Here is a 19,303-nt window from a genome sequence, read left to right as displayed (position 1 = left end):
TTCTCCTTTTCAATCATTATTTTCAGCGGAGTATTTTTCCTGGTTCACTTCCCGCCAAAGCTAACACTTCTTCCTTTGTAAATGAATTGCTGTCTCCATGGACTGTGTGTTTAAGGGCTGAAGCCGCTGTTGCGAAATCTGCCGTCATCTGAGAATCCCACCCTTCCAGCACACCAGCAAGAATCCCGGCCATAAAGGCATCTCCTCCGCCAACCCTGTCCACGATAGGCTCTATATGGTGGACTTTAGACTGAAAAAGCCGGCTTCCAGTGTACAGATTACCCTGAAGCGTATTGCTTGTGGCTGATTTGATTTTCCGGAAGGTAGAGCAGATATACCGGATGCCGGGATATGAAGCAGCCAGTTTACGATAATAGGTTTGCACCCTTTCCGTTTGTGAAAGAGAGCTATCTGCAGGTTCCATCCCCAAGAGATGGATGCTGTCCAATTCCCCGCATGAACAGATGTCTGCATATGGAAGCAGTTTCTTTAAGGCTTCCCCGGCTTCTGACTGGCTCCAGAGCTTTCCGCGGTAATTGAAGTCAAGGCTTGTCAGCACTCCATATTCCTTAGCTTTCTTGAAAGCGAGGAGTGCAAGCTCCCTGAGCTCAGGAGATAGGGCAAGTGTGATTCCGCTTACATGAAAAAGTGTAGCTTCGCGCAGCATGCCGTCCAAGTCTACTTCTTCAGGCACCAGTTCTGAGAAGCTCGAATGCTTGCGGTCATAGGTGACCTTGGCGCTTCGTTCCCCTGTCCCTGATTCCAAATAGTAGGTGCCGAGGCGGTCTCCGCCTTTTAAAAGGAAGTCTGTCCGGACGCCATTTGCTTTTAAATGCCTTTCTGCCCCTTGGCCTAGAGGATTGTCAGGCACCTTGCCTGCAAAAAATGATTCATAGCCAAAGTTGGCCATAGAGACGGCCACATTGGCTTCTGCACCGCCATAGTGGACGGTAAGACCTGCTGCCTGGGAAAGCCTTACGCCATCTTCTGTTGAAAATCGCAGCATAATCTCTCCCAGCGTAACAATCTTCATCATTGCAGCCCCTCTTTCCTTGCTTCTTTGACAATTTTTATATATTCTGCAGACATTTCGGTAATTTTTTCATAGTTTCCTGTTTTGGCAGGCGCCGCCAGGTTCCCGCCAACCCCTACTGCCACACAGCCGTTTCTGATCCATTCCCCCGCATTTTCCAGGCTGACTCCACCGGTCGGCATGATATTAGCCTGAGGAAGCGGTGACTTGACCGCTTTAATGAAGTCCGGCCCAAAGGCATTGCCAGGGAATAGCTTGATAATATCTGCCCCGTATTCCAGCGCTTCCTTCATTTCTGTGATCGTCATGCAGCCGGGCATATAGGGCACCTGATAAAGGTTGCACAGTTTAGCAGTCTCTCTGTCAAAGGCAGGACTGACGATGAATTCAGCGCCGGCGAGAATGGCAATCCTCGCTGTCGCCGCATCCAGGACAGTTCCGGCCCCCAGAACGGCACGCGAGTCATCTGCAAAATATCCCGACAATTCCTTTAAAACAGCTTCAGCTCCATCAATGGTAAAAGTGATTTCAATCCCGGCAATTCCACCCTTTACACAGGCTTCTGAGATTTTAACGGCCTCTTCCCTTGAGTCGGCCCTGACAACCGCTACCACTCCGGAATCAATCAATCGATTCAATATGTTCAGCTTCTTCATAATTGCCTCCCCGGCAGAAATTGATCTGCATGTCCCGCCTATAAAGTGACTCCGCTCTTAAAAATCGAAATTTCCCTGAAATCGTTTTTCTCGTTATTGACCAATTCCCCGCTTGCCACACTGATGATATAGTTTGTGAACTGCTGCAGTACCTCATCTGCGGAAATTTCTTCTTCAAGGAGTGTGCCTGCATTGAAATCGATCCAATGGGGCTTTGTTTCATAAAGCTGGGTATTGGTCGAGATTTTCATCGTCGGTACAAAAGTTCCGAACGGGGTTCCCCTGCCTGTCGTGAACAGGACAATATGGCAGCCTGCTGCGGCCAGTGCAGTGGAAGCAATCAGATCATTCCCTGGCGCGCTGAGAAGGTTCAGCCCTTTTTTACGGAGAGTACCGCCGTATGGCAGGACATCAACCACCTTGGAGGTTCCGGCTTTCTGGGTGCAGCCAAGAGACTTATCCTCAAGAGTGGTGATCCCTCCCGCTTTATTGCCTGGTGATGGATTCTCATAGACAGGCTGCTTATGTTCAAGGAAATAGCCTTTAAAATCATTGATCAGGCTGACCACCTTTTCAAAAACCTCTTCGTTTTCCGCCCTTTCCATAAGGATGGTCTCTGCACCAAACATTTCCGGCACTTCAGTCAATACGGTCGTACCGCCCTGGGCGATCAGATAATCAGAAAAGCGGCCGAGCAGAGGGTTTGCGGTTATGCCCGAGAACCCGTCAGATCCCCCGCACTTCAGGCCGATGTTCAATTCAGAGAGCGGAACATCCTCTCTTTTATCATCCTTGGCTGCTTCATAGATTTCTTTCACAAGGTGAAATCCAGCTTCAATCTCATCTGAAACTTCCTGGGATACGAGGAATTTAACCCGGCTTTCATCCACTGTTCCCAGAGATTTCCTGAATTCCTCCATCTCATTGTTCTCACAGCCAAGACCTAAAACGAGCACGCCGCCTGCATTGGGGTGATGGACCGCATCAAGAAGGATTTGCTTCGTATTTTCATGATCATCCCCCAGCTGGGAGCAGCCATAGCTGTGCTTAAGAACCAGGGCTTGATCAAATGGATTTTGGCCGCCGGTATGCTTTTCAAAGCGGCTGATGATTTTTTCAGCAATTCCATTCACACAGCCGACCGTCGGGACAATCCACAATTCATTGCGGATACCGGCTTTGCCGTTTTTGCGCCGGTAGCCCTTGAAGGTTCTTTGCTCATTACGGAAAGGGCTATCTGTAAAAGCCGGAGAATAGCTATATTCCTCCTGGCCAGATAGATTCGTTTTCGTATTATGAGTATGGACAAGCTCTCCCGGAAGGATGACTGCTGTTGCATGCCCGATCGGATAGCCGTACTTTACGATATTTTCATTCTCATTAATCCCGGCTGCTGCAATTTTGTGCCCGCGGAGGATATCCTCGCGCAAAATGATGGATTGGCCATCCACTGTTAATTCAGCGCCAGCTTTCAGATCTTTTAGTGCGAGAATAATATTGTCTGCCGGATTGATTTTAAGAAAATCTCTCATTCTAGTTCCCCCCTAGCCAGGACAGGCTTGTCAATTACGCGCTGAAGCGCTTTCTCAATGCCTGTTTCTTCTATTTCCCTGAGATATCCAGCCACTGCTTCCTTAAGGCCTGCAATCCCGGTGAGATCCCTGCCCAAAAGCTTTTGTTCTTTCAAAAGGTTAGCGGACAGCTGCTCTATCCCAATCTGCTTTTTCTCAAAGCTTTTCCACTCCGATAGAAGGATTTCGAGTACCGTACTGCTGTCTTCCACATCCATTTTCTTGTATAGATACAATAGGCAGCATAAGGAAAAGACGATTTTTGCCGGCAGTTTTCCTTCTTCTTTTATATAATCAAGCAGAGCCGGCAGATTTCTGGCAGAAAATTTCGACACTGAATTCAAGGAAATGCTCTTTAGGTAATGCTTGATATAAGGGTTGGCAAAACGGTTCATTACCTCTTCTGCATACTGCTCCAGCTCTTTTCTGTCCCCATCAAGTGCCGGAAGGATTTCCTCTTCGATCAGCTTTTTTATAAAAAGCCCCACCTCAGGATGTTTCACAGATTCTTCAACTGTTTCAAGCCCGGAAAGGAGTGCCAGGGGCGTCATTGCCGTATGAGCACCGTTTAATATCCTTACTTTCCTTGTACGAAAAGGAGTGATGTCATCAGTGATGACAAGATTCAGTCCAGTCCCTTCAGCAGGCAGCTCATCTTTTAGCCAGGACGGCCCCTCTATAGCCCAGAGATGATAATGCTCCCCTGTTACAAGGAGTTCGTCTTCATAACCAAGCTCTTCTGTTTTCTCCTCCAGGCTATCCTTCGGAAAACCCGGGACAATCCGGTCCACCAGTGTTGAGCAGAACACATTGGCATGATCAATCCAGCATTTGAAATCCTCGCTAAGATTCCATGAATCTGCGTATTGGAGAATAATTCCCTTCAATTTTCCGCCATTTTCTTCAACCAATTCACACGGAAGGATGATGCAACCATATTTTTCATCGCCCTTAAAGGCCAGGTAACGATGGTATAAAAAACCTGCCAGCTTTCCGGTAAACCCCTTCTGCGGACGGTCTTCCAGCCTGTCATCGGGATCAAAGACCATTCCAGCCTCGGTTGCATTGCTGATGATGAATCTGAGCTCCTTCTGTCCGGCAAGCCTGATAAATTCCTCATAATCTGTTTGAAGATTGATTCCCCTGCTGATTGAATCGATCACCATATGTTCCTTTACAGGGATCCCTTCCTTCAGCCCTTCAAGATAAAGGGTGTACAGCCCATCCTGCCGGTTAAGCCGTTCAATTTTACTGGACCCTCGGGGCTGTACGACAACGCAACTTCCATTGAACCCTTTTTTCTCATTTAAAATTTGAATCTGCCAGTCTGCGAAACCCCTTAAAAAGTTCCCTTCGCCAAATTGAAGGATTCTTTCAGGGAATATCCTTTTGGCATGTGTTTTACTGCTTAGGCGCTCCATATCCTTCCTCCCTTATATTCAATCATGCACACGTTAACATTTTTACCAGGAGCCCGCTGGCTTCGGGCTGTGCTAGCTAATCCTTTTCACAGAGCTTCTAATGATGAGCTCAGTGTTAACAAATATTTTTTCCGCCTCAAGCCCTCCTTGAACAAGAGTGAGCATTTTTTTCGCACCCAGCAGGCTGATTTGCTCTACAGGCCTTTTCACGGTGGATAGCGGTGGAGTCGTGTATTGTGAATAACCGATATCATCAAAGCCGATAACAGATAGATCATCAGGCACTTTCAGACCTTTTTCAAATGCACAGTTCATGGCACCAATCGCCATATCATCATTAGAGCAGAAAACGGCAGTCGGCGGGTCCTTAAGGGATAAAAGCTGCTCCATGGCCAGAAAGCCGCTTTCCATATCATAATTGCCTTTCACTGCATAACTGCTTTTCAGGGATATCCCGTGATCTATCAATGCCTGCAAATAGCCGTCCTTGCGCATTTGGGAGGATTTGAAACTTGAAGTTCCTTCAATAATTGCAATATCCCTATGGCCGTTTTCAATAAGGTATTCCACTGCCTGTTTGGAGCCTTCTGCATCATTAGAGCATATATTATATACACTTTCTTCTTCTATATCCCTGTTCAGTACAATAAGGGGGATCTCCTTTTGCAGCACATGGTAGATAAAAGGATTATCGCGGACACTTTGGCTCATAAGAATGATTCCATCAAACCGCTGCCTGTTGATGCTTGTAAAATCCTGATAATCATCGATCCCTCGAATGAACAGATTATAATCCTGTGAAATAGCTCCGTTAACTCCCTTGATTGTATCCGCAAGAAAGCTGGCCGAAGTCCCAGTTATAAAGCTTGTCAGGAACAGACCGATTGTATGCGATTTCTGCATAACCAGGCTCTTGGCGTTTACATTCGGCGAATAGTTAAGCTGGGCAGCAATTTCGAGAATTTTCCTCTTTGTCGGCTCTTTGATCATAGGACTGTTGTTTAATGCACGCGATACCGTTGTATGCGATACATTGGCTATTCTTGCAATATCTTTAATTGTTACCATATATAAACCTTCCTTTTTAACCAATCAATGCTATTTATCCTTTTATTATAACCTGCCCTGCCCGCCGGCTCCAAGCCGGGACATGATTACGGCTTATTTAACAGCAGCTGCGTGCTGTTTTTCAGCCTCCTGGAATTGAAAATATTCTTCCGCATTATAATAGGAGATCCCTTTGATAATCCGGCTGAGCAGTTCCTTGTCATTTGGAATTTCACCATTTTCGACCCATTCACCGATCAGACTGCAGACAACCCTGCGGAAATATTCATGCCTGGTGTATGAAAGGAAGCTTCTTGAATCGGTAAGCATTCCGATGAACCTGCTGAAGAGCCCCATATTTGCCAAGGCTTTCATCTGATCGAGCATCCCATCCCTCGTATCATTGAACCACCAGGCAGTCCCAAATTGAATTTTCCCCGGTATGCTGCCGTCCTGGAAGCTGTTGATGATGCTGGCAAGAATATGGTTGTCACCCGGATTCAGAGAATACAGGATCGTTTTTGGCAGCCCTCCTGCCTGATCTAAAGAATCAAGCAGACTGACGAGCGGCTTTGCAATCTTGTCATCATTAATAGAGTCGTAGCCAGTATCAGGGCCAAGGGTCTGGAACATCTTCGTATTATTATTGCGGTGGGCATTCATATGGTATTGCATAGCCCATCCCAGGCTGGCATAAAGCTTGCCCAGATGAATAAGCGTATAGGTTTTATACTGCTTTTCCTCTTTCTCGGATACAGTGCCACCCGAAAGCTTTTTAGCAAAAATTTGTGAAACCTCTTCAAATGCTGCTTCTTCATATACAACCTGATCAAGCGCATGGTCAGAAACCCGGCCGCCGAGGGAGTGGAAGAAATGGACTCTTGAATCCAATGCTTCAAGAAGGCTTGAATAGCTGTCAACCGTAATCCCGCTCGCTGCCTCAAGCCGTTCAATCCATTCTTTGTAGCCATGGCGGTTGATTTCCAGACCTTTATCAGGCCTGAAACCTGGTACGACCAGTACCGGAAAGTCTTCCTCCTTTGAAAGAAGCTTGTGATATTCAAGCGAATCGGCCGGATCGTCGGTTGTGCAGATGACCCGGACATTTGATTTCCTGATGATCTCCCGTACTCTGAAATCATCTGTTGCGAGCTGCTTATTGACCTTATGCCAAATGTCTGGTGCAGACTTTTCATTTAAGATGTCATAGATGCCAAAAAAGCGCTGAAGCTCCAGGTGAGTCCAATTGTACAGCGGATTTCCTATTGTCATCGGCACTGTCCTCGCCCAGGCAAGGAATTTATCATAATCGTCTGCATCACCGGTTATGTACTTTTCATTGATCCCATTCGCTCGCATTACTCTCCATTTATAATGGTCCCCATACAGCCAGGCTTCTGTAATATTTTTGAACTTTTTATTTTCATAAATTTCCTTTGGGCTGATGTGACAATGGTAATCGATGATCGGCAAATCCTTTGCTTCCTCATGATACAAAAATGCAGCCGTTTCATTTTTCAGGAGAAAATTCTCGCCCATAAACTTTTCCATATGAATCACCCTCCGTTATTTGTTAACGTTAACAATTTTCTATAAATTCAGTCTAACAAATTTAGAAAGTTCTGTAAACGACTTTTGTTAACGTTAACATTTTTTTATTCTGACCAGCTCCTTTCCTTAGTTAAAAAGATACTTTGTACTGGTAAACAGTCATTTAAATTGTTTGTTTAGTTTGTTGCCTGGAAAGCAAAAGCACTTTTTTTAAAAATGGCTTTGTTAAACATTGTTGTAGCCCAAAATCAACAAGGTACACTCACACAGCCAAAAAAATAAAGAGTCCCGGTAAGATTTATCCCCGGAACCCCCATAAATTTAAATAGCAGAACAACAGCTATAATAATTGCCTTATTCTGCAGTAAGAATTTCTTCAATCTGCTGGAGGCTGTCTTCTTTCAGCTTTACTCCTGATGCCTTTACATTTTCCTCAAGCTGCTCAGGGCGGCTTGCCCCGACAAGGGCGCTTGCTACGTTTGGCTGTCTGAGGATCCAGGCAAGGGCGAGCTGGGATAAGGTAAGATCCTCTTGCTGCGCAATCTTTTCCAGGCTCTCTGCTTTTTCAAGATTACGATCGTTCAGGACGCCGTAAAGAGTGCCCAGGTCCTTTTGAGAGGCACGGCTTCCTTCTGGAGGTGCTTCCCCTTTTTTATATTTGCCTGTCAGCACGCCTTGGGCAAGCGGCGAGAACACAACCTGGCCGATTCCATGCTTTTCGCTGACAGGTATGATTTCTTTTTCAATGTTCCGATGCAGCATGCTGTAATTCGGCTGGTTTACAACAATCCGGTCCCAAAGCCTTTTATCTGCAAGATGAACAGCTTCGGTCATCTGCTCTGCCGTCCATTCGCTTACACCTGCATACAAGATCTTTCCTTGCCTGATCAGATCATCAAGAGCTCGCAGGGTTTCTTCAAGAGGGGTTTCCGGGTGAAATCGGTGGCAATAATAAATGTCGATATAATCAAGCCCGAGCCGCTTCAGGCTTGCATCCGCCTGCTCCATGATATGCTTGCGCGAAAGCCCTGAATCATTGGGCCCGTCCCCCATCTTGCCAAAAACCTTCGTTGCAAGAACATAGGAACTCCTGTCATATTTGGCAAGTGTTTTTCCAACGACCTTTTCTGCCTCTCCGCGCATATACACATTCGCCGTATCAAAAAAATTGATGCCGAGCTCATATGCTTTATCTATAGAAGATGATGCCTTCTGCTCCTCTACATACCCTCCATAGGTGAGCCAGCTGCCGAGGCTGATCTCGCTGACCTTAAGGCCGGTATTTCCAAGACGCCGGTATTCCATGATCATTAGCTCCTTTATTTATGTATTGATAGAGTTTTTTGAAAACTCTATGTATTTTAGTCTATCACCCTTAAAGAAAATTTTCTTTTTAGATGCTCAGAAGATCTTTCATCTTATAGGATTGAGCTCAAAATGTGATTCTTCCAGCTTCATAACTTTGATTTCCGGATGCCTCTGCTTCACTTTCCCCGCAAGAGTCTTTACCCCAAAAATTTCTGTGAAGGTATGGCTGCCTACAAGCAGATTCATTCCGGAAAATTGTGCGTATTGAATGGTATATAAAGAAGCTTCGCCAGTAATATAAGTATCGCACCCGCCATCAAGAGCAAGCTTCAGGTAATCGGTAGAATGGCCGGCTCCTGTCATGATCCCCACCCTCTTGACTTCTTTGCCGTTATTTCTCCAGCGTCTCACCGGTTCATTCAATAGGCGGCTGAGCTTAAATGCCAATTCCTCAAAACCTAAAGGCTCCTTGAATTCACCGATGCCCGGAATGCCGCCATTATCAAAAATAGAATATTGGATGATCTCGTCAATGCCGATTTTCTCCATTAATGAGGTACATGTCCCAAAACGGATATAATCCAGGGGACCATGAATCCAGAAGTGGCTGATCTCATGCTTTTGCAATTTGTTCCTGCATTCTTCATTAAGCCCGTAAATGAAATCCCAGGCGTCATGATGGGTGATAATTAAATCAACCTGACTCCGGACGGCATGTTCGATGGTTTCCAAAGATAGATTCGTAGCATAGCCAACGGTTCTGATTTCCTTATCTGTGCTGTTCGTGAAGCCATAATCGTCTTCAAACGTTTCTAAAAGCTCTTTGCCGAATAATTCTTCTATAGTCAAAGTAAACTGGTCGATATCCAATTTTATCCACCTCGTTTTTTTCACATTTTAACACAAACCTTTACAGTATTATTAGAAATTTCAAGTATCCCATTACCCTGGGCTTCAATTATACCTTACTGCCTAAATGACAGTCTTATATCTATGCGTCTTAGAATGGAGCTTATAAATAGGAGCATTCACCACAATAAAAGGAAAAAGCAGAATAAAAACCACTATACTAAATAATGATTATTCTTCTACATTTATAATTACTATATAATTTAATTGCGGCAAGTGTATGTAACTGTTCTTTTACAAACGATTAATTTAGGAGGAATACCTTTTGATTTATTCATTGTGGACAGGAAAGATTCCTTTTCTGGAGTCTGGAGATGAGGATCGCAAGCCTGTTCTTGCTTTCTATCCTGCAAGTAATAATACAGGCAGAAGTGCAGTGATTGTATGTCCTGGAGGGGGGTATCACCATAGAGCTGATCATGAGGGAGAACCGGTTGCAAAATGGCTAAACTCTCTTGGCATTTCAGCATTTGTACTGCATTACCGAGTAGCTCCCTACAGGCATCCAGTTCCTTTAGCAGATGTGCAGCGGGCTATACGCTTTGTCAGGCACCACTCTGAAAAGTGGAATATCGATAAGCAAAAGATAGGAGTTCTGGGGTTTTCGGCTGGCGGACATTTAGCAGCCTGCGCCTCGACTTTGTCACATCTGCGTACAACAAAAGAAGAGGATAACATTGACTTAGAGAACTGCCATCCGGATTTAGCTATTTTAAGCTATCCGGTCATATCATTATTAGAGCATTATCATGAAGGATCGATGACTAATCTTCTGGGAGACGAGCCCAATGAGGAGATCAGGGCTTTATTATCCTGCGAACGTGAAGGTGCTAAAACTTTGCCGCCGCCAACCTTTATATGGCATACGTCTGATGATGCAGCTGTTCCTGTTGAAAACAGCCTATTATATGTCTCATTATTGAGCAAATTAAAAGTGCCATATGAGTTACATGTTTTTCCGCATGGACGGCATGGCCTAGGACTTGCCAGCGATAACCCTGCTGCAGGCAAATGGACTGAGCTTTGTGCTGTATGGCTCGCTCAGCATGCATTCTGCCAATAATTTAATTCAACAGAGTGAAGACCGGTTTCTGGTCAGCTTTCTAATTCTCCTTTTCAATGCACAGCATTTGTGTTTAAACATTCTATTAAAAAGGGGGCAGTCATTTTCAGACTGCACCCTTTTCTCTATTCCGGATTCCACCCTTTTAACACAGTCTCGATGTTGGCTGCTTCAGCTTCTTCATCTGTAAGCTGAGGCCTATCGGGATTTGAGCCAGGTCCTTCATTCATATATTCATAGAATCTTGCATCTTTGGCACTGAAGCCTGACATGTCAGTCCAGCCATCCGGATGAATGTGGGCACCCAAATAATTATTTTTGAATATGACGCTTGCTATGGCCTCCGGATCCCCGCCAGGGTGCCAGGGCCTTCCAAGATAGACCGTTCCTTTGGCCGCTGAGCTTGTAAATCGATTGTTTAAAAACAGGAATCCATATGGCTCATTTATATGGGTACTTGCAGCTGATATATATCCGTTTTCTGCAGAAGACCCTCTATTCAAAGAAAAGATCTCACATTCTTTGAAAACTGCTCTTGCCCCTCCAAAAATAAAATCAATATCACCTTCAATATAACACCGGCTAAAATACTGAGACCCCTCTTTTAGGTAAAGTGTATCTTGATTTCCCAGAAACCGCACCTGGTAAAATTCCATTCTCTCACCGCTGGCATAAACAGCTACCGCCTGTGTCTCTTCTTCCAAGCGTTTTGGATTGAATGAGTTTTCAAAGGTAAGGTTTCTGGCTGTAAAATCCCCCGCATAAAGGAATACACTTGCGCTATTGCGTGTTCCAATGATACCGCCATCGGGGGACATTATTTTTGCATGGTTATCATAAGTGAGGATTGTGTTCTCGACACTTTCTCCAATTAGCGTCACAAATGGTTTATTTGCCGGAACTACGATTCGTTCCTTATATACTCCGTTCTTAATAAAGATTTCCACTTTATTTTTATTATCAGCCGGTATAGCATCAATCGCTTCTTGAACGGTCTGATAAGCACCTTTCCCGTCTTTGGCTACAGTCATTTTTAATGGTTTAGTTACACTTTCTTTAAAAGTCATTATCTTACCACTCCCTTTCCTAAACGCTCCCATTCCGCATATTTAACGCCAATTTTCAGGAAGTAAATTTTAGGCCGTTGGATACCCAAATTAATACTTTGCAAAGCGAAATTCTTTATGATAGCTTCAGTTCTGGTCTTTTACTTAGTAATTTTGAGATTTACTTATGAAAATAAGAAAAAACACGAAATAACTGATCCCGCTGATACAGCCTAATATATTCATTTCTTTTCTAGTGCTTTGTAAGTGTCCTTAATCATTTTAATTAGACTTCTTTAGCCCGCAGTGCTGTAAGGCAGACCCAATTTTGGCCAGCCTTTCAAAGATCCAAAAATGTTCTCAAGCTTATACTCTTTAACTTGCTCATCTGTTAGAAATTTTGCCCAGCTTACCCGTTTGTCCATACAGCCGCCCGGGCCGCTGCTGTTATACTCAGCATAAAACGCTGTGTTCTCCGCTTGGGGTTTATCCCAATTATGCCAGCCTTCAGCTTTAATATGCTCACCCATCCATGTATTGATAAAGACTGTTTTGGCATAATCACGCCAAGGCCTGCCCAAGTAGACCGTACGGGCTGCCGCCTTACTTAATAAGGTGCAATTGATAAAAACATAGCCATGTTCCTGGTCAAAAGGGGTGGATGCAGCTGTGATATAGCCATTTACATCTGTTCGGTTTAAATCTAAACTATGAATTTCGCAATCTTCAAAAACAGAAGTTGCAGAACCAAAAATGAAATCCACATCGCCCTCTATGCAGCAGTGCTTAAAATAGCTGCGGCAATGTCGTTTTTCCAATCCATCACGCGGCCCGCCGAACGAACTGCCTTCAATCGGCTTTGGCGGAAGAGGTGCAGTAAACACAGTATCCTGCCTGGCTAAAAAAGCACAATTGTGAAACTCAGTCTGATCAGCATCCACATACATGGCCACCGCCTGTCCAACCTCACTGCCTTTGCCTGCATTATTTTCGAAAGTGATATTTTCAGCCAAAAACCTATCACCGGTAACAATGCAGGAATAAGACCCGAATGTACCCATTTTTTTGCTGTCATCTTCCAATTTATTCGCATAATCATTAAAAGTGATTTTTACCAGATCCCGGTGTGTTCCGATCAGGGATACTGACGGCTTATTGATATCGAGCTTTTCCTTGTACACACCATCTTTTATATAAATATTTATCCGGCTGCTGTTACCTTTCGGAATACTGTCTATAGCTTCTTGAATCGTTAAAAATTGACCTGTTCCGTCTTGTGCAACAATCATTCGTATCACCCTATAAGTATTTTTAGAAAAGGCATTAAACAAAAAACAGGAACAATCCTTCCTTCAGATAAAAGGAAGGACCGCATATTAAAGCTCGTTATCACTTGTTTGATTTTTCATAGGCTTCTTCGTATTCTTTCTTCATTTGGTCTCCGCCTGATTCTTTCCATCTTTTAACCTCAGCTTTAAATCCTTTGTCATCTATTTCACCCATGATGTATTTTATCGTAGCATCAATGATCAGCTTTTGAAGCTCAGTACCCCTCTCACTGGCAGTTGGTGACTCAAGTGGAACAGACGGGTCCATGACTGCAAATTCGTCATTTTCTGAAATCATTTCATTTACCAATTGCTTATCAGGATCAGCGTCAGTTAGTTTATAAGTAATTTCACTTGGTCGGGAGCCTGAGAAGCCTTGAACCTCTTTTTGCCACAGTTCATTATCCAAAATGGTATAGGCATCTTTATCATCAATTGTATAGTGGGTTTCCTTTATACCGCCCGTCATCAGCATGAAAACGTCTTCATTTATTAGATCGTTAACAAATTGGAGAACTGCTTTTAATTCCTCTTCTGTTTTCACTGCTGATTTAGGGAACGCCAGCAATCCGTTAACACCGTTACCTTCGGACCAGATTCTGTATTCACCGTCCGGGCCGGCAATTTTATTCTGGGGAACGATTGCCACATTATTATTGATTCCCTCAGCCAGGTTTTTTAACTGTGTAATACTTATAAGACCTGCATAAATACCTGCTTTGCCTTGTGCAAATTTCTGCAGCTGGTCATCTTTTGAAGTTACGGCAAAGTCTTGATCAAGATAACCATTTTTGTATAGTTCTCTTGAATATTTCATCGTTTCCATATATTCATCTGTTTCATGCTCTGGTGTAAATTTTCCATTGTCGTCCACTGCCCAGCCATTTGGTACACCAAAGTAAGAAGCAAGTGTTTTAAAGCTGCCGTATCTCAGCTCATTCCGGTCACTCCAGCCAAAAGTATCCTTTTTGCCATTCCCATCAGGGTCATCCTCAGTAAACGCTTTCGCCACTTCAAACAACTCATCCAGGTTCTCAGGAACCTTCATGCCAAGATTATCAAGCCAGTCTTTTCGGATTAGCACACCGCCGCGGGCGAAATCCTTTTGAAATGGAACACCGTATAGATTTCCTTCGATAGAAGCTGCTGTTCGGCGATCCTCAGAGATTTTCTTTAAATTAGGATAATCATCGAGGTATTTGCTCACTTCCCAAAATACACCTGATTTCAACGCCTGTCTGACTGATGAATTTGTTACAAGAGTAGATGGCAAAGAAATGATATCGTCCAATTCCCCGGAAGCAATGGATGCAATCAGCCGCTCATCTTTAGTCGCATCTGGAATCCAATTAAATGTAAGATTGGTATTTGTAGCTTCTTCAATTTTCTTCTCTATCACATCGTTTGGAGCTGTTGCTACATAAAGGATCGGGCTCCAGCTGATATTAGCTTTTCCGTCCGCGTCAACAGCTGCTTTTGTACTGCTTGCCTCATCTTCCTTGCTGCAAGCACCCAGAATGAGTGATGAGGCCAATATCGTGCCCGCTGCTAAGACTTTTCCAAACTTTTTGGGTTTCACCATGTTTACATCCTCCTAGATAATATAAAATTTATTGGGAAAAGCAAAAGTTAATTTAATGGCTAAGTTTCTTGCTTAGAGAAGGCGCGTTAGCCTCACCACCTCCTTCAACGGGATTAGCATCTGCCTGCAATTCTATTCTCTTAAATACCTGAATTGCCATCCACATGATGGTGTATGCCCCTAAACTAATTCCGAAGAGAACAACCGTTATTGGAATAAACATTAAAAGAATAAAATAAATCACAGCGAGAGCAGCAAATAACATCAATGTATACTGCAGATATGATATGCCGAACAGCAGGGAACACTTCAGCTTCAGCGTGACACTCTTCCAATCATAGTGAACTAAAACAGGAAAGATGTAGGTTAATGAAATGAAGTAAAGTACACCGATTACAATCAGCAGACCTCTTAATACCTGCGACTCTACATACAGCAAGTCAACGTAAAGAATCAATCCTCCTGCTGTGTAAAGAAGGCCGATTGCTGAAGCTTCTTTAAAACCTGTCCTGTATGCGTGATAAAATGCCTTAAAAATGGAAAAATCCTTGTTTCCTCTAATCCATTGCCTTAGTACGGTAAACATTGCGTAAGAAGCAGGTCCAATCCCCAATACTACTAATCCCAGAAAGGTGAATAAAAACCATAGCATCTGGATATAAACCAGCTTGAGTAGAATGATGCAAAAGTTATTGAAGCGTTCTCCAATCCTGCTCATAAGCTCCTCGGGACCTCCCCTATTAATATTTTAATGTTAATACAGTCCTTCTTCGCCGAATTTTTTTGCTAACCGGTTCGCTCCAACAACGAGAATTAGACCGACAAGCCCTTTAAATAATCCTACAGCGGTACTGAAGCTTAACTGTCCGTTCTTCATGCCTGCTGTGTATACATAAGTATCGAATATTTCCATTGCTTCTCTGTTGATTGAATTTAATAGCAGGTAAACATGTTCAAACCCTAAATCCAAAGTTTGGCCAATTTTTAGGATCAGCATAATAATAATAATTGGCCGGATAGCAGGTAATGTAATGTGCCAAATTTGACGGAGCCGGCTCGCACCATCCATTTTGGCTGCTTCATATAAACCTGGATCCACTGCCGTTACAGCTGCTAAGTAAATGATGGTGGACCAGCCCATTTCTTTCCATATGATTTGAAGGATATAAATAATCCTTGACCATGTGCCATCAGTCAGAAAAGGTATTTTCTCTCCGCCCATACCAGCAATCAATGCATTGATTGCTCCGCCGTCCTGCGCTAAAAATACATAACAAATGGAAACTATGATAACCCAGCTCATAAAGTGCGGGATATAAATAATCGTTTGAACCCCGCTTTTTAAATATTTATTTTTCACCTCATTTAACATAAGAGCCAAAACGATTGGTATTGGAAAGAAAATGAATAAGTTTAATGCAAATAGCAATAGTGTATTCCCAAGCAGCATAAAGAATGTAGGTTCCGTAAATAACCGTTCAAAGTGTTTGAAGCCAACCCATGGACTATTAGCTATGCCTAAGAATGGCTGATAGTCCTGGAAGGCGATAATGATTCCTCCCATTGGAAGGTATTTGAAAATAATAAAGTATATGATACCGGGGATCATCATTAAATACAGCCACTTATTTCTCACAATAGCAGCGAAAGTCTTCTTCCTGGATTTTTTGACTGCTTTCTTATTGAGATCCGGTAAAATACTTTGCTGATCCTCTGCAACAGTAGCGGACTCTCTCATCGGAAATTCCTCCTTCATTAAATATTTTTTTATTAAGTTTTTATAGCTTTTGTGTTTCGGAGTACAATTTAAAGGTATAAAAAAACTGGTATAACGTCTACAATCATTCAGTTAGATTAAGCTCAGAGCCCTGATTTGAAAGCGCTTTCTGATATCAATCATATAAAATGATTATCTATTTATGTAAATGAGTATTTACTTTAGAATTCTTGAAGAGTGATAAAAGAACTCAATGTATGTACTTCCCCCCCATATTACCAGGTGGATGGAAAATGATTATGGACATACTATTTTTCAGGTTGATATAGTTAACTCAAGAAAATATTAACTTCATTATGGAGGGATTCTCAAATGCACGACAAATCTTTTGGGAATCGCATATTTGACTTTGTTAACCATGCGATCCTATTACTCATCGCCTTAGCCTGCCTTATTCCCTTTATTAACGTGATTGCCAGCTCGTTCGCAACGACAGAAGAGATGGTGGCTAAAGATTTCATCTTGTTCCCTACTACTTTTTCACTGAGTGCCTATGAGTATATCTTTTCAACACCAACGATTTTTAAAAGTATGACTGTATCGATCCTGGTAACATTAGTCGGAACATTTGTCAGTATGGTTTTAACAGCTTTTATGGCCTATTCATTGTCACGAAGGTATTTAACAGGAAGAAGTGCAATTAATTTTCTTGTAGTGTTTACAATGTTATTTAGCGGGGGGATGATTCCTACCTATCTAGTAGTAAAGAGCCTGGGTTTAATCGACTCTTACTGGTCTTTAATTTTGCCAATAGCGATTAATGCATTTAATCTTATTATCATGAGAAACTTTTTTTCAGCCATTCCAGATAGCCTGGAAGAATCAGCAAAAGTGGATGGATGCAACGACTTAATGATCTTCTTTAAAATCATGCTTCCATTATCGCTTCCCTCGATTGCCACCATTTCCCTGTTCTACGCGGTGGCGTATTGGAATCAGTATACAAATGCTATTCTTTATCTGACTGATTCTAATAAGTGGCCAGTTCAAGTTTTACTCCGACAAATTGTTATCGTATCAAGCGGTATGCAGGCAGACTCTTCTGCAGTAGATGTTGTCCCCCCTGCTCAAACCGTTAAGATGGCTGTTATAACTGTTGCAACAGTTCCAATGCTTATCGTTTATCCGTTCCTGCAGAAATATTTCGTTAAAGGAGCAATGGTTGGTTCTGTTAAGGCTTAAGAACTTTTCCATAGGGTTTCCTTAAATTTCCAATGAAATAAGAAGTATAAATACAAAAAAAGTAGCTGTTACAGTAACGGGTTCCGTTCTAGGGTGCTACCATTATAATTAGCAGTACATTTAGAGAGTGAAATCGCAAAGATTTTGCTCTCTTATTTTTGCTTTTGCATCCCGTTTAAAACAACGGGATTTAAATCTGAAGTTGGTACTCCGGCACAACGATTGGGTTTAACAGAGAAGGTTTTCACTTTAAAAGATATAATCTATTTGAGATGATTATTTTAGCAAAGACCCTGTTAAATAAAATGAGAGGTGCATTAATTTGGAAAGGAAAAATCTAAAGATATTCACCAAAATCTCATTCATAATAGCAATAGTTACAATTATTGTTATTCCTATATCCATATACACACCGATACCAAAAGTGTTTGGATTACTCGTATTTCTCATTTCCTTGATTGGCATCCCTTTTAGCATTATTTCAATGTTTAGCAGAGAAAAATTAGCTAAAAGAATTTTTGCTTTGATTGTAAATCTGTTACCAATAAGCCTTTTTATTTACGCTTTAATTATGGAATTTACAGATGAATTTCTTCGAACCGCACCTTAGACGAAATAAAGAAAACGGCAGCGTAATGGCTGCCGTTTTACTGTTTAAATAACCTGTTATTGTATTGTTTTTTTGACGCTTTATCTCTTTTTGCACCTCGTAACGGAACCCGTTACAGTTTCAGCTGCTTTTTTTGCTTTAATATTAATCTGGTTCATACATTCAGATTCCTCCAGCCAAACATAGGCCATTTCAATTTCAAGTGCCATATTAATAGGCTGGCCCTCTTCCGGGGCCAGCCTCCTGGGTTTATTCACGATTCTCTTTCAATACCTGCTGTGCATTTTTCTTTGAAACAAACCCAAGCTCTTTCCAGGCTGTTTCTGTAGACCAGGGTTTGTCCGCATTATCTGACACACCGTAATAGGTGCCATTTTTAACAGTCGACTGGATGGCGAGATCAAACAGCTGTACAGCATCTTCATGTGATAAAAGAGTTCTATGCAGCCTGTCATCTTCCTTTACGGCTTCCTTTTCATCTGGAAGAACGCTTCCGATCCTTAAATTGATCACTGAAAGGCGATTGTTTTCGTTCCGGGCCATGATTCGCCCGATGCCTTCAGATGCATATTTTAAAACACCGTACAACCCTATGGATATAGGAAAATCCTGAGTGGTGATCTCTCTGCCCAAAGAAGAATAGCCATCCTTTTCATAATAATCAGCTGCATGATTGCTGCTTGCAAATACGACTTTGGGAATTCCGAGAGAATCGGCAGCATGGAGGATATAAAATGAAGCGATAAAATGGATGCTGGTCATCATGTGGAATTCCTTTAGATTCTCCAGATCATTGTCTGTCTTGATTGTCAGCAGATTAACAAGCACCTCCGTATCCTTTGGAATGTTTTCCACAAGGTCCTCATAATCGGCTGCATCTGTTTGAATAAACTCCGCTGTCTGTTCAGGTTTTTTTTTATCAAGAATGACGATATCGTATTTGGAGCTAAGACCGTTATATAAGACCGTGCCAATCGTACCCGAACCGCCAACAAGGGTGATTTTCTTTCTCATCATTTTCTCCTCCTGCTCATGTAAACGCTGTCATTTTTATTTAAATTACCCTTCCATACATTCGTTATTCCTATTTGCAGGAAATCTTTGCTAGCTTATGAGCGGGCAGAGAGGCGGATGCTGTACTAAAAGATTTGTAAAATAGAGAAACAGACAGTATGCTCCGGATGTTACTGCCAAAAAAAAAAGGCCGGAATAGTTTATT

General features: G+C 42.6%; 17 protein-coding genes. 3 read left to right on the top strand and 14 right to left on the bottom strand.

Features of this window, described 5'->3' with window-relative positions:
- Nucleotides 1-22 precede the first annotated feature (22 nt).
- From N288_RS10075 to N288_RS10040, 8 genes are all read right to left on the bottom strand, one after another.
- Nucleotides 23-1,036, bottom strand: a complete 1,014-nt coding sequence (locus tag N288_RS10075; protein ID WP_009791041.1) for a sugar kinase — start codon at nt 1,034-1,036, stop codon at nt 23-25.
- Entirely contained in the window at nt 1,033-1,689 is a 657-nt protein-coding gene (locus tag N288_RS10070; RefSeq protein ID WP_022543773.1) for a bifunctional 4-hydroxy-2-oxoglutarate aldolase/2-dehydro-3-deoxy-phosphogluconate aldolase, read from the bottom strand. Before N288_RS10070 ends, N288_RS10075 begins: the two co-directional genes overlap by 4 nt.
- A gap of 38 nt (nt 1,690-1,727) precedes the next feature.
- Nucleotides 1,728-3,221, bottom strand: a complete 1,494-nt coding sequence (locus tag N288_RS10065; RefSeq protein ID WP_009791038.1) for a UxaA family hydrolase — start codon at nt 3,219-3,221, stop codon at nt 1,728-1,730.
- Nucleotides 3,218-4,681 (bottom strand): tagaturonate reductase, encoded by a 1,464-nt coding sequence (locus N288_RS10060; RefSeq protein ID WP_009791037.1) that lies wholly within the window; start codon nt 4,679-4,681, stop codon nt 3,218-3,220. The genes N288_RS10065 and N288_RS10060 overlap by 4 nt, the downstream gene beginning before the upstream one ends.
- A 72-nt stretch (nt 4,682-4,753) precedes the next feature.
- The gene (locus tag N288_RS10055) at nt 4,754-5,749 is read right to left on the bottom strand and encodes a LacI family DNA-binding transcriptional regulator (RefSeq protein ID WP_022543772.1); all 996 of its coding nucleotides are present in this window, start codon (nt 5,747-5,749) and stop codon (nt 4,754-4,756) included.
- Nucleotides 5,750-5,842: 93 nt separating this feature from the next.
- Nucleotides 5,843-7,279, bottom strand: coding sequence for a glucuronate isomerase (uxaC, locus tag N288_RS10050; RefSeq protein ID WP_009791035.1), 1,437 nt, complete (start codon nt 7,277-7,279; stop codon nt 5,843-5,845).
- Nucleotides 7,280-7,633: 354 nt separating this feature from the next.
- On the bottom strand, nt 7,634-8,584 hold the full coding sequence (locus N288_RS10045; protein ID WP_022543771.1) for an aldo/keto reductase family protein: 951 nt from the start codon (nt 8,582-8,584) through the stop codon (nt 7,634-7,636).
- Between the two features lie 108 nt (nt 8,585-8,692).
- On the bottom strand, nt 8,693-9,457 hold the full coding sequence (locus tag N288_RS10040) for a Nif3-like dinuclear metal center hexameric protein (RefSeq protein ID WP_009791033.1): 765 nt from the start codon (nt 9,455-9,457) through the stop codon (nt 8,693-8,695).
- Nucleotides 9,458-9,761: 304 nt separating this feature from the next.
- Between N288_RS10040 and N288_RS10035 the strand changes: the two genes are divergently transcribed.
- Nucleotides 9,762-10,559 (top strand): alpha/beta hydrolase, encoded by a 798-nt coding sequence (locus N288_RS10035; RefSeq protein WP_022543770.1) that lies wholly within the window; start codon nt 9,762-9,764, stop codon nt 10,557-10,559.
- A 125-nt stretch (nt 10,560-10,684) separates the two neighbouring features.
- Here the strand turns inward: N288_RS10035 and N288_RS10030 are convergent, their stop codons facing one another.
- The 5 genes from N288_RS10030 to N288_RS10010 all read right to left on the bottom strand — a co-directional run bounded on the left by N288_RS10030 (nt 10,685) and on the right by N288_RS10010 (nt 16,253).
- Entirely contained in the window at nt 10,685-11,626 is a 942-nt protein-coding gene (locus N288_RS10030; protein ID WP_022543769.1) for a pectinesterase family protein, read from the bottom strand.
- 275 nt (nt 11,627-11,901) lie between these two features.
- Nucleotides 11,902-12,894 (bottom strand): pectinesterase family protein, encoded by a 993-nt coding sequence (locus N288_RS10025; protein WP_009791030.1) that lies wholly within the window; start codon nt 12,892-12,894, stop codon nt 11,902-11,904.
- A gap of 100 nt (nt 12,895-12,994) precedes the next feature.
- Nucleotides 12,995-14,515 (bottom strand): extracellular solute-binding protein, encoded by a 1,521-nt coding sequence (locus tag N288_RS10020; protein WP_009791029.1) that lies wholly within the window; start codon nt 14,513-14,515, stop codon nt 12,995-12,997.
- Between the two features lie 52 nt (nt 14,516-14,567).
- Nucleotides 14,568-15,233 (bottom strand): YesL family protein, encoded by a 666-nt coding sequence (locus N288_RS10015; protein WP_009791028.1) that lies wholly within the window; start codon nt 15,231-15,233, stop codon nt 14,568-14,570.
- Nucleotides 15,234-15,269: 36 nt separating this feature from the next.
- Nucleotides 15,270-16,253 carry an ABC transporter permease gene (locus N288_RS10010; protein WP_022543768.1) on the bottom strand — a complete coding sequence of 328 codons (984 nt, stop codon included), beginning with the start codon at nt 16,251-16,253 and terminating at the stop codon, nt 15,270-15,272.
- A 351-nt stretch (nt 16,254-16,604) separates the two neighbouring features.
- Here N288_RS10010 and N288_RS10005 point away from each other — a divergent pair, with 351 nt between their 5' ends.
- Both N288_RS10005 and N288_RS25820 read left to right on the top strand, forming a co-directional pair.
- Nucleotides 16,605-17,474, top strand: coding sequence for a carbohydrate ABC transporter permease (locus N288_RS10005; RefSeq protein ID WP_009791026.1), 870 nt, complete (start codon nt 16,605-16,607; stop codon nt 17,472-17,474).
- 322 nt (nt 17,475-17,796) lie between these two features.
- The gene (locus tag N288_RS25820) at nt 17,797-18,084 is read left to right on the top strand and encodes a hypothetical protein (RefSeq protein WP_022543767.1); all 288 of its coding nucleotides are present in this window, start codon (nt 17,797-17,799) and stop codon (nt 18,082-18,084) included.
- Nucleotides 18,085-18,333: 249 nt separating this feature from the next.
- Here the strand turns inward: N288_RS25820 and N288_RS09995 are convergent, their stop codons facing one another.
- Nucleotides 18,334-19,101 (bottom strand): NAD-dependent epimerase/dehydratase family protein, encoded by a 768-nt coding sequence (locus N288_RS09995; RefSeq protein WP_009791023.1) that lies wholly within the window; start codon nt 19,099-19,101, stop codon nt 18,334-18,336.
- Nucleotides 19,102-19,303 lie beyond the last annotated feature (202 nt).

The sequence above is a fragment of the Bacillus infantis NRRL B-14911 genome, assembly GCF_000473245.1.
Lineage (GTDB): Bacteria > Bacillota > Bacilli > Bacillales > Cytobacillaceae > Bacillus_AB > Bacillus_AB infantis.
This window is presented reverse-complemented; position numbering and strand designations above follow the sequence as displayed.